Origin of the sequence: Sulfurospirillum sp. SCADC (assembly GCF_000743525.1) — a bacterium.
Lineage (GTDB): Bacteria > Campylobacterota > Campylobacteria > Campylobacterales > Sulfurospirillaceae > Sulfurospirillum.
This window is the reverse complement of sequence record NZ_JQGK01000001.1, coordinates 103644-115523: the sequence shown is the minus strand read 5'-3', so window position 1 is coordinate 115523 and position 11880 is coordinate 103644. Positions and strand designations below refer to the sequence as shown.

The window sequence follows — 11880 nt, the reverse complement described above, 5'->3', positions numbered from 1 at the left end:
TTAGTAATCCTTTCTTAATATCACGGTCGTGGATGATTGTGGAACCAAATAGGTATTGACAGCTTTGATAATATCCTCTTTTTTTAGTGTGTTAATGCTCTCTTCATAGGTGAGTAGTGGAGAGATGTCCCCTTTGGCATAGTACGAGCCAAACAAGGTTGCAAGCTCACTCGAACTCTCTAAATTGTGTATAAAATCAGCTTTCGTGTTGATTTTGATCTTTTCAATATCTCGATCACTCACATCGCCTTTTTTAAGGCTCTCAATGATTTTTAAGATCTCTGTTTCGACACTCTCTGCCTTGACATCAGGGTTACACACCGCTAAAAATAAGAAGACAGAAGGGTCTTTGGCTTCCATTGCATAGCCATAGATTTGATTGACCAGTTTTTTCTCATCGACCAAAATACGGTGAAGCTTGCTGCTCTTTCCACTGCTTAAAAGCTCGCTTAAAGCAGAGAGGGCGACTTGATCTTTGTGCGCAAAATTCGGGATTTTATAGGCAATCGCCACCATCTCCACTTCACTCTTTTTTTTAATGAGAAGGCGTTTTGCGCCATCTTGCTGTGGCTCAACTTGATGATGCTTAGGAGGAATTGGTGTCGTATTTTTGACCTCACCAAAGTATTTGCTCACATTGCTAAAAACCGTTTCAGGCTCAATGTCACCTGCCACCACGACGATTGCATTGGAAGGTTGATAATATTTAGCATGAAAACTACGAATATCTTCAATGCTCCAGTTTTTAATGTCGTCTTTAAACCCAATCGGTGTCCAGTGGTAGGGATGATAGGTAAATGCGTTGTTAAACAGTCTGAAGTAGAGATACCCAATCGGAGAGTTATCGGTTCTCCAAAGGCGCTCTTCAAGGACGACATTGCGCTCTGGTTGGAACTCTTCATCGGAAAGTTTGAGATTTTGCATCAGTTCTGCAAACAACTCCAACGATTTTGGCAAGTTTTTGGAGGAACTTTTGATGTAATAGTGGGTAAAATCAAACCCTGTAGAGGCATTGTTCACCCCACCAAATCCTTTGACAATTTCATCAAACTCACCCGTTTTGAGGTTTTTGGTGGATTTAAAATTAAGATGCTCCAACATGTGGGCGATGCCACTTTTTCCCATAATTTCATTGCCACTGCCGACTTTGTAAAAAATGTCTGTGGTGATGACATCGCTTTTGTTGTGCATGGGAATGACGACGATCTGTAGACCATTCTCCAAGGTTTTGGTAAAATGCTCAGGAAGTGAATTAGCCATCAATGCTCCTAAAAATGTTAAAAATAGTAGTACCTTTTTCATACGTTATCATCTCCTGTCGCTTCCTATAACTTCGTTAATATGTGTAAATCCATCTTGGTCCATACGTTCTAAAATCCCTAGATTGATCGCTCGATTGAGCGAAGGTCCTTTGAAAATAAACGCGGAATAGACTTGGATCAAACTCGCCCCCACTTTAAGCCTTCGATACGCTTCATCGGCTGAATCGATGCCACCGACGGAAATGAGGGTTGTTTTGCCAAAAAACTCTTTGGCAAGGGCTTCAAACATCGCAAAACTTTTCTCACACAAGACTTTACCGCTAATACCACCAAAATCCTTGGCATTAGGAAGCAAAGAGTAGTCAATCGTTGTGTTCGTTGCCACGATGCCAGCAGCGCCATTTTCCAGTGCAACGGAGCTTACATGTAAGGCTTCCTCTATCGCAAGATCGGGTGCAATTTTAAGAAGCACTGGTTTACATGTAAGCTCTTTTGCCATCACAAAAAGATCTTGAATAAACTGCTCATTTTGCAAATCTCGAAGACCAGGTGTATTGGGAGAAGAGATATTGATGACCAAATAATCACTCAAATCTTTAAAACGCTTAATCAATTTTTCGTAATCTTTGAGCGCATTTTCAGCCGTTGTCGTTTTGTTTTTTCCAATGTTAGCCCCCAACGGTGTTGCAAAAGGGTAGAGCTCTTCAAGTCGTTTGCCCACTTTGTACATGCCTTCATTGTTGAAACCCATCGCATTTTGGATGGACTCTTGCTCAACATAGCGAAACAATCGTGGTTTTGCATTGCCACTTTGGGGCTCAGGCGTAATCGTGCCGTACTCAATATACCCAAATCCAAGGGCTGTGAGCATTTTAATCATCGTGGCATTTTTATCAAAACCAGCACCAAGACCGAGTGGATTGAGAAACGTTTTGCCAAAAAGCTGCTGTTCAAGGCGTTTATCGTGGATAAAAAAGTGCTCGGCTAAAGGTGTAAGGATAAAAGGTGTTAAATTAGCACCCTGTTTAAAGAAAAATTCTGCGATATGGTGTGCATTCTCTGGTGAGAAATTAAACATACATTTTTTCATCAAACCAAAATAATCAACCATCTTCAATTTCCTTCGATATTAAGTACGCGATTATACTCTATTAAAGATAAAAGATGGTTGATTTTTGGGCAGTTTTAGTGTTGCAGACCTTTGAGTTTGAGGTACTCTTTGGAGCTATTTAAGAGCTCTTCGTCACTGCCGATGGCACAAATTTTGCCGTGTTTGAGCAGGACAATTTTATCGGCTTTTTTAATCGTGCTCAAACGGTGTGCAATCACAAAGGTAATTTTATCTTTAATCAGATATTCAATCGCTTCGGTGATTTTTTGCTCACTGTGTGAATCAAGTGCTGAAGTGGCTTCATCCAAAATAAGCACTTGAGGATTGGTGTAAATCGCGCGTGCAATGGCGATGCGCTGGCGTTGACCGCCTGAGAGATTGGTGCCAAATTCATCCAAATGGGTGTGGATCCCCAACGGCAGATTTTGCACAAATTCGTATGCATTGGCTTTTTGAAGTGCATCAATGACGTTGGCTTCATTAACCTCTTTGCCATACGCCACGTTCGCCGCAATGGTGTCGTGAAAAATGTAAACGCGTTGCGTAACCATCGCAATATTATCGCGAAGATGGTGCAAATTAAAAGCTCTTAAATCAATTCCATTAATGTTGATACTTCCCTCACTTGGGTCGTAAAAGCGCATCAGCATGTTCATAAGCGAACTCTTTCCACCACCGCTATCGCCAATCAGTGCGATCATTTCGCCTGATTTTGCCTCAAGTGACACATCTTTTAAAGCCTGCTTTTCGCCGTACGAGAGCGAAACATTCTCAAAGGTGATGGTCTCAATTTTGGAAGGAACCTCTTCATCGCCATCAGTGATAGAAGGGATTTGATCCAACAAAAAGAAAATGCGCTCACTTGCCACAATGGCATCTTGCATCTTGTTGTAAAGACCTGAGATTTTTTTGATAGGGGTGTAGAGCATAAAAAGAGCCGTTAAAAAGGAGAAAAAGGAGCCCACACTCATCGTGCCATCGATGACTTCATTGCCACCAACGATGATGACAACCGCAACGCCAATGGAACCCAATGTCTCCATAATAGGGCTGACGAGTTCATTGACTTTAACCGATTTCATTGTAAGTTTAAAATAGCGTTCGTTATCTTTTTTAAAGAGCGAATGTTCGTAGCCTTGGGCATTATTGGCTTGAATAATTTCGATATTATTGAAAATTTCACTCAGTTTGGCGGTAATGTCAGAGACCTTCTCTTGCGAAGCGCGTGAAACTTTTTTCATTCGTTTGGAAAGTTTGCTGAGGGGATAAACAGCCAAGGGCATAACAATTAACGCGTAAAAAGCAAGCTCAGGACTTTGATAAATGACAACGCCCACAAGCCCAAAAATAGTCAATGTCTCGCGTAAAAATTCAGGAATAAGATTGGAAACAACGGTTCTAACGCGCTCTACATCGTTGGTATTGCGACTGATCAGCTCGCCCGTTCGGTACTCATGAAAAAATGTAAGATCCAGTTTTAAAAGATTTTCTAAAATATTTTCACGAAAACGTTTGATAATATCTTGCCCAATATACGCCGTAAAGTAAGCTTGCATGTAACGTCCTGCCTCTTTAGTCGCATAAACGGCGATGATCGCATAGGGTAAGAGTTGCAGCATCTCTTTATCTTTGGCGATGAAAATTTCATCCAAAAGAGGCTTCACCAAATACGCCGAATACGCCGTTCCACCACTGGAAAGCGCCATGCCTAAAATGGCTAAGAGAAAGTAGGGAATATAGTCTTTAAAAAAAGGGAAAAACCGCGCTAGAACACCTTTAATACTGAGCATTTAGTTGACCTTTTCCCATTGTGTTCCTTGTGTTGTGTCCATCAGTTGAATCGCTTTGGCTTCTAAAAGTGTGCGAATCTCATCTGCTTTGGCAAAATCTTTCGCTTTTTTAGCCTGTGTACGTTCTTCGATAAGCGACTCAATCTCTGTTTTTTCGGTCTCACTGACTCCGATTTGAAAATACATGTAAGGATTGTAAAGTCCAATGCCAAGCAGAGATTCTATCCATTGTAAATTGGCATGGGTGGTCGCTTTAAGCGCTTTGTCTTTGGGATTGGCATCGAGTGTTTCATTGGCTGAGGAGATCATCTCATCCAGACTTGCTAAGGCTTTTGAGATGTTAAGATCATCACTTAAAGCTTCAAGCATTGCCTCTTTAAAACTCACAGAAATTTCACTAGGCGCGTTTTCAAAAACGCGTTTTTTCAGGCGGTAGAGTTTATCAAGGCGTTTTTTCGTATTTAAAAGATCTTCTTCGGCAAAGTTAAAGTTGGCACGATAATGCGTCGCCAACAGATAAAAACGAAGCACTTCACCGCTGTAAATGGATAAGGCATCTTTTAAAAAGAAGCTGTTTCCCAAGGATTTGCTCATTTTCTCACCGCTAATCGTTACAAAGCCGTTGTGCATCCAGTATTTGGCAAGTTCTTGATCGCTTTTGCACCTCGTTTGCGCCGCTTCATTTTCATGGTGAGGAAAGAGTAGATCGGCTCCACCTGCGTGAATATCAATCTGAAAATCACCACTGCTAGCCAGATGTTTTTCAATCATCGCTGAACACTCAATGTGCCAACCAGGACGTCCCACACCAAAAGGAGCAGGGTAGCTTGGTTCATTCGCTTTGGAGAATTTCCACAGGGCAAAATCTTTTTGATCTTTTTTCTCTTCTTTTTGCTCAATGCGTGATTGACTCGCGTCTTCTTCAATGATTCGGTGGCTTAAGGAGAGGTATTTAGCGTCTTTTGCGGTATCAAAATAGATACCATCACTCGTCACATACGCGACTTTTTTATCCAGCATTGAAGTGACGAACGAAATGATCTCCGCAACCGTCTCCGTCGCCTTTGGCTCAATGTCTGCATCGTTTACATGTAAAGCGTGCATTTCGTTTTTATAGCGCTCAATGTAAAAGGAAGTGATCTCTTCAAGCGACCTACCACTCTCTTTCATTTTAGTGATGATCTTATCATCAATGTCGGTAAAATTTTTAACAAACGTGACGGTATACCCTAGTGCTGTAAACACGCGACGTAAAAGATCAAAAGCAATCGCACTTCTAGCGTGTCCTAAATGGGCATCATCATACACGGTTGGCCCGCAGACATAGATTTTAACTTCGTTTTCTTTAAGGGGGATAAACGGTACTTTTTTCTTCTGTACCGAATCATAAATAAGCATGAATAAGTTCCTTTGCATAGCATAAAATGCCCCATTCCATAAGAAGAAGCGCTGCTAAAATAAGTGTTTTTTTACTATACAGTATAGCAAAAAACTTCGCTAGCCCAAACGAGCGAAGGGTAAAAAAGAGTAAAATAAACGCAGACAAGGAACCAGCAAGTGCCAGTCCTGCGGCTCCCATGGGCTTGATCAGGGAAAATGAGAAGATGAGATTGGCTGTTAGTGCGTACATCGCAATGATGGCTGCCTCTTTTTGGCGCATTCTTGCATACAGCCACAATGAAAAAAGTTTCGAAAGCCCAAAAGGAATCAATCCGATCATGTACATTGCAAGGACAAAGCCTGTATTGGCGGTATCTTGTTTTGAAAATGAGCCATGTTCAAAGAGTAGCCAAACGATTTCATCGCTGAGTATAAAACCTCCGAGTGTGGAGGTCGTGAGTAAAAAGGCTAAAACCCAAAAACCTTGAGAGAGGAGGTTGGAAGCCTCATCTTCTTTGTCTGCTTTGAGTAAGCGGGTCATTTTGGGGAAAAGACCCGTCGTAAGCGCAATCGCAAAAAGTGCCAACGGAAGTTGAAAAATACGGTTACCATAATAAAGATAGCTGATACTGCCTGTAACGAGAAAACTTGCCAGCGTAGTGTCCACAAACGAGACAATTTGTGGTGTTGAATTGCCAATAACCGAGTGCCAAAAGGAGCGGTTAAAGCTTTTACGACTCTCTTCTAATGCCGCATCTTTTTTATGGCGATATTTAAATCCAAGGGCTAAAAATTTGAAAAAATTCTCTTTTTTAAGCGCCAAAAGATGTGCGATGACTTGCAAAAGTCCACCGACTAAAACACCATAGCTTAAGGCGTACACAATCGTTTTACGGTCGTAATTTTGAAACAGAAGCAGTGCTGTTATCATGCCGATGTTGAGGAGTGCCGTTGAAAAAGCCGTGATAGCAAAATGGTGTTTGTACTGCAGCAGTGAGCCAAAAAGTGTGACACAAAAGATGAGCGGCAGATAATAAAAGTTAATCGCAACAAAAGGAGAAGAGAGTGCTACGGTCTCATCATCAAAACCAAAAGCAATCATTTTGGCAAAAAACTCACTAAAAATCGTGACGATTAATGCGAAGATAATGAGGAAAAGTAAAAATCGTGAAAAAATAGTATAGGTAAAGAGTGCCTTGCGTGAAGATTGGATAAAACTGGGAATAAAGCTTTGCGTAAACGCCCCTTCGGCGAAAATACGACGAAAAAGATTGGGAAATTTAAAAGCAACAAAGAAAATGTCGCTGTAAATATTAGCCCCTAAAATAGAAGCACTCAGCATATCTCGAATAAATCCAAAGATACGTGAGACCAGTGTTCCGATACTGTTTGTGAAAAATGATTTTATAAGCATTTAGAATTTTATCTAAATAACGTTTAAACGAAATTTTTATCTATTTTTCGCTAAGATAAGCAACATTTATATAACATTTGTCGATATTTAATTCAGAGCATTATTAGGGCTCATACAAAAAACAGAGGTACATAACATTGGGGCTATTTGACAAAATTAAGGGAACTCATACCGACGGGGCGAAGCAAAACGATGGTGGAACCTCTGAATTTAAATCCATCGTTATCGACACTACCAATGTCATCAAAGAGGTTAAAAATGTTGCTCTTGCAAACCATCTTAATGTAACAGACCTTGCGTTTACGCTGCTTCGTACCACCACGTACTACAGCGATGAAAAGAGTGAAAACAATGAGATGAATGAGGACGAGCTCAAACTCTTACAGGATGATAGCTTCTTACTGAACCCCAATCTGAAACTGACACAACACTACCGCATTGAGATTTATAAAATCGAAGATCAAGAGGACGATCACACCCCCCTTCCTGATATAACACTCAGCGGCAATAAAAGCTTGACCAAGATTATAGCAATGGTTGCGAAAAGCAATGATGTGCGATTTACCCCGAAGCTTGAAGAGAAGATGATTGAAGATATTCAAATCAAAAAGATCAAAGCGGGAATTTTGGTAGGAATTCGTGATCAAAACATGCACAAAGAGGTTAAAAAGATTGTCGCCAATATTCGCGTCAATGGTATTATTGATCAAAATCAGACCTTTGTCGTGTGCCAAGGTGTGGATGAAGTGCCTTGTGTGAATGACGATCTGATCTTTCATTATAAAAAGAAAATTAATGCGAAAAGCAGCGATGGAAAAGTGGACTATTCCAAGCGAGGGTTTGTTTTAGCCGTAGATAAAGATGAGTGCATTATTGAGTACATTAAACCGCAAGTTGGCATGCCTGGGCGCAATTGCAGGGGTGCTTTTATTCCTGTGAAAGAGCCTCGAAAAGCCAACGATGCTCCTGTTCTGATCACCCCTAATTTGACGAAAAAAGAGAGCGAAACGAGCATCAAATACATCGCCAATCGTGGTGGTTATGTCAATTTTGATAAAGGCACCTACGATATTCAAGATCAGATGGAGATTAACGAGATTAGCTTTAAATCCACGGGATCTATCGATGCAAGTTTAGGCTCTAACATTAAGATCAACATCAAAGAAAAAGATATTCTTAAAGACGCGATTGGTGCGGGAATGAGTGTTGAGACGACCGAAGTGCATGTAGAAGGCAACATCGGAAGTGGGGCAAAAATTAAAGCTAAAATTGCTGAAATTGGTGGGCAAACCCATCAAAGCTCTTACATCGAAGCCGATAAAATCATCATTGCGGTTCACCGTGGCGAAGCCAATGGGATTGATGTTGACATTGACCGCTTAGAAGGCGGCAAAGTGGTTGGCGATACCGTACATGTAAAGCATATGATCGGGGGTGAAATCATCGCCAAGATTGTCAAAATCGACAATCTTATGTCCAATGCCAAAATAACAGCTTCAGAGATTTTGGAAGTAACAGAGCTTAAAGGAACCAATAATAAATTTATCATTGATCCAAGTGTCACCAAAGAGTTTAATGAGCTCATTGAGTCGATCAATAAAAAGATCGAAAAACTTGAAGAAGAGCTCAAAGCATTTCCAAGGCAACTGAGTAGCAAAAAAGAGTTTATTGACAAAAATAAACCGATGGCAGAGATGGTCAAAGAGAAAATTATGGAGCTTAAGCGAAGCGGTGTAGAGCCTCCTGTGACACTCTTTGCTAAGATCAAAGATTTCCAAGAAAAAGTGATTGATTACAACACCTTTTTGCAAACATTTAAAGATAAAAAAGAGGAGTTGCAAGAGTACCGCGAAGAGCTCAACCGCGTCCAAAATAAGGTTTTCTCTGCCAAAATCATTAACCATTCGGCGTGGAAAGAGTTTAATGAAGTGCGCTTTAGACTGATTTATCCTCCAAAAGATGTGACGTATAATCCCAAAGAGCGCGAAATTGCACGTGAAATTACCCTCAAAGATATGGGAACGGGCGAACACCGAGTGATGCGTTCAATGGAGTATAGCAACAAATGATAGTAGGTATTGAAGGAAGTGTTGTTAAAAAAGAGGTGACGTTTGTGCATGTCAAAACAGCCTCAGGACTCACGTATAAAGTGTTTGTCTCCTTGGTCTGCATTGGCAAAATTACAACCGATACGATTGCGTTACATGTAAGCCAAATTATCCGTGAAGATCAGCACAGTTTGTACGGATTTATCGATGAAAATGAGAAAAAAGTGTTTGATACATTGATCAAACTCAATGGTATTGGACCTTCAACGGCTTTGGCGGTTTGCTCTACGCTGAGTCCCGATGATTTTGCCCAAGCCTTAGTGAGCCAAAATGTACAAGCCTTCCAAAAAGTTCCGGGTATTGGGCCTAAAAGTGCGAAACGCATTTTAGTGGAACTGAGTGATTTTTCATTGCAATTAAATTATGATGATCACAGCTCTGGAAGTATGGTTGAAGCCTCTTTAGCGCTTGAAAGCCTTGGATTTAAGAAAGAGATGATTAAAAAAGTCCTGAGCACCTGTCAGGGCATTGATACCCAAACACTGATCAAAGAAGCTCTTAGAAAGCTTAGTTAACAAAGGAAGAAAATGACTGTAGCCGTTTTATTTGGCGCCCAAAGTTTTGAACATGAGATTAGCGTGGTGAGTGCCATTGCGCTTAAAAAAGTCCTTAAATGTGAGATTGTTTATATTTTTTGTGATTACGAACGCAATTTTTACCTGATCCCAACCGATAAAATTACCTCCAAACGCTTTAGCAGTGGTGCGTACAAAAAAGACAAAGCCCTTTTTCTTAAACTGGGTGGTTTTTATACTAAAAAAATGCTGGGAGAAGAGAAAGTTGCCTTTGATGTGATGATCAACCTCGTACATGGGAGAGATGGCGAAGATGGAACATTAAGCTCACTGCTTGATTTTTTTGGCGTGCCTTACATTGGACCGCGAACGGAAGGGAGTTGTATCAGCTACAACAAACTTTTCACAAAACTCTACGCTGGGGAAGTGGGTGTCAATGTACTCGATTATCAAGCGCTTCGCAAAGGCAGTGATGAGCTGATTCGGATTCCATATCCTTTTATTCTTAAACCATTACGCCTTGGAAGCTCCATTGGTATTAGCATTGTCAAAGAGAAAAAAGAGCTTGCTTACGCGCTTGACGTCGCCTTTGAATTTGATAACACGGTTTTAATAGAGCCTTTTATCAGTGGTGTCAAAGAGTACAATCTTGCAGGGTGTAAGACCGATGCGTTCCAATTTTCGATCATTGAAGAGCCTCAAAAAGAGGAATTTTTAGACTTTGATAAAAAATATTTGGACTTTTCCCGCACGAAAAGGGTTAATGAAGCCACCCTTAATGCCCAAGAAGAAGTAGGCATTAAAGAGGCATTTGAGAGGCTGTACGATCCTCTCTTTTTAGGTGCACTGATTCGTTGCGACTTTTTTGTCATCGATGGTAAGCCTTATCTAAACGAGATCAATCCCATTCCAGGAAGCATGGCCAATTACCTTTTTGATGATTTTGATGGTGTGATTAAACTCCTTGCAAACTTCTTACCTCAACAGATTACGATGAGCAAAGAGTACCGTTATATTAACTCGATTCAAGCGGCTAAAGGGAAGTAACAGTGTTGTTTATGTAAGATATTACATAAAATTTTGCACAAAGGTATGAAATGACCTACGCTAAAAATGAGATAATGACTGCAACCGACATGGTGCGAAACTTTAGCTCCGTTTTAGGAAGCCTCAGCAAAGGTGAAAACAAACGTATCGTCATCGTGAAAAATAACCGTTTTGAAGCGGTGATGATCACGGTGGACGAATACGAAAAAATGAGCGAAGCGGTTCATATTTTGGAAAAAATCTACGCCAGCACGAAAAAGAAGAGTGATGGCTAAGAAAGAGATTGTATTTCAAAATAGCACGTATGCGCTCTCCTACGAGCTACTCAACCACCATCAACCTCAAACGATTCTGTTTCTGCATGGCTGGGGAAGCAATAAAGAGATCATGAAGCAAGCGTTTGGCACGTGTTTTCCTGCGTATCAGCATCTCTATCTTGATCTTCCGGGTTTTGGAGCGTCTTCGATCAATGACGTTATCGAAACAGGAACTTATGCAGATATTGTTCATGTCTTCTTAAAAGCCTTACATGTAAAGCCTCTTATCATTGTGGGACACTCTTTTGGTGGAAAAGTCGCCACCTTGCTTCAGCCAGATGTGCTGGTTTTGCTCTCCAGTGCTGGTATCGTTGCTCCAAAATCTTTGAAAATAAGAGCAAAAATTGCACTTTTCAAAATGCTCAAACCTTTTGCTCCTAAATCGTTCTACCGCTTTTTTGCGACCAAAGATGTAGAGGGAATGAGTAATGTGATGTATGAAATCCTCAAACGTGTGGTCAATGAAGACTTTAGCGAGCAATTTCTTACATGTAAAGCCAAAAGCTTTCTGTTTTGGGGCAAAGCTGACACCGCAACCCCTCTTTCAAGTGGTGAAAAGATGCACGCGCTCATCAAAGGAAGCCATTTTTATGCGATGGAAGGCGATCATTTCTTTTTTATCAAACAGGCAAAAGAGATTGAAAAAACAGTAGGAGCGTTTGGATGGTGAGTACCTATATGCTAAATGTCACAGGGCATGTGCAAGGCGTAGGGTATCGTCGTTTTGTGCTCAGTGTGGCAAAGGCTTTGGACTATGTGGGTTATGTGAAAAACCTTGTAGATGGGAGTGTTGAAGTGGTCATCAACACCGAATTTGAAGAAGAGTTGGAGTTTTTTATCAGCAAGCTTTACGATGGAACACTGTTTTCAGCGGTTCATGACGTTACATGTCAAAAGATCGATGCGATGATCTTTGATGATTTTGAAAAGAGATAA

General features: G+C 40.8%; 11 protein-coding genes. 6 read left to right on the top strand and 5 right to left on the bottom strand.

The annotated features are described in order from the left end of the window. From JU57_RS00575 to murJ, 5 genes are all read right to left on the bottom strand, one after another. Positions 1-1260 carry a pitrilysin family protein gene (locus JU57_RS00575; protein WP_294874905.1) on the bottom strand — a complete coding sequence of 420 codons (1260 nt, stop codon included), beginning with the start codon at positions 1258-1260 and terminating at the stop codon, positions 1-3. 48 nt (positions 1261-1308) lie between these two features. Then, positions 1309-2373, bottom strand: coding sequence for a quinone-dependent dihydroorotate dehydrogenase (locus tag JU57_RS00570; protein ID WP_037955558.1), 1065 nt, complete (start codon positions 2371-2373; stop codon positions 1309-1311). A 74-nt stretch (positions 2374-2447) separates the two neighbouring features. Continuing rightward, positions 2448-4163, bottom strand: a complete 1716-nt coding sequence (locus JU57_RS00565; protein WP_037955555.1) for an ABC transporter ATP-binding protein — start codon at positions 4161-4163, stop codon at positions 2448-2450. Next, positions 4164-5561, bottom strand: a complete 1398-nt coding sequence (gene cysS / locus JU57_RS00560; RefSeq protein WP_294874901.1) for a cysteine--tRNA ligase — start codon at positions 5559-5561, stop codon at positions 4164-4166. It lies immediately after the preceding gene. Continuing rightward, positions 5548-6957 carry a murein biosynthesis integral membrane protein MurJ gene (murJ, locus tag JU57_RS00555; protein ID WP_037955550.1) on the bottom strand — a complete coding sequence of 470 codons (1410 nt, stop codon included), beginning with the start codon at positions 6955-6957 and terminating at the stop codon, positions 5548-5550. The genes cysS and murJ overlap by 14 nt, the downstream gene beginning before the upstream one ends. A gap of 137 nt (positions 6958-7094) precedes the next feature. Between murJ and JU57_RS00550 the strand changes: the two genes are divergently transcribed. Genes JU57_RS00550 through JU57_RS00525 form a run of 6 tightly spaced genes read left to right on the top strand, consistent with a single transcriptional unit; the run spans position 7095 to position 11880 of the window. After that, positions 7095-9026 carry a flagellar assembly protein A gene (locus tag JU57_RS00550; RefSeq protein ID WP_051906417.1) on the top strand — a complete coding sequence of 644 codons (1932 nt, stop codon included), beginning with the start codon at positions 7095-7097 and terminating at the stop codon, positions 9024-9026. After that, positions 9023-9580 (top strand): Holliday junction branch migration protein RuvA, encoded by a 558-nt coding sequence (gene ruvA / locus JU57_RS00545; protein WP_037955549.1) that lies wholly within the window; start codon positions 9023-9025, stop codon positions 9578-9580. Before JU57_RS00550 ends, ruvA begins: the two co-directional genes overlap by 4 nt. A gap of 12 nt (positions 9581-9592) precedes the next feature. Next, a complete protein-coding gene (locus JU57_RS00540) occupies positions 9593-10627 on the top strand; it encodes a D-alanine--D-alanine ligase (protein ID WP_037955548.1) in 1035 nt (344 codons plus the stop codon). A 50-nt stretch (positions 10628-10677) separates the two neighbouring features. Continuing rightward, positions 10678-10902: a type II toxin-antitoxin system Phd/YefM family antitoxin gene (locus tag JU57_RS00535; protein WP_037955545.1), complete on the top strand. Its 225-nt coding sequence runs from the start codon at positions 10678-10680 to the stop codon at positions 10900-10902. Then, on the top strand, positions 10895-11614 hold the full coding sequence (locus JU57_RS00530; RefSeq protein WP_037955542.1) for an alpha/beta hydrolase: 720 nt from the start codon (positions 10895-10897) through the stop codon (positions 11612-11614). The genes JU57_RS00535 and JU57_RS00530 overlap by 8 nt, the downstream gene beginning before the upstream one ends. After that, positions 11608-11880: an acylphosphatase gene (locus JU57_RS00525; RefSeq protein WP_294874893.1), complete on the top strand. Its 273-nt coding sequence runs from the start codon at positions 11608-11610 to the stop codon at positions 11878-11880. The genes JU57_RS00530 and JU57_RS00525 overlap by 7 nt, the downstream gene beginning before the upstream one ends.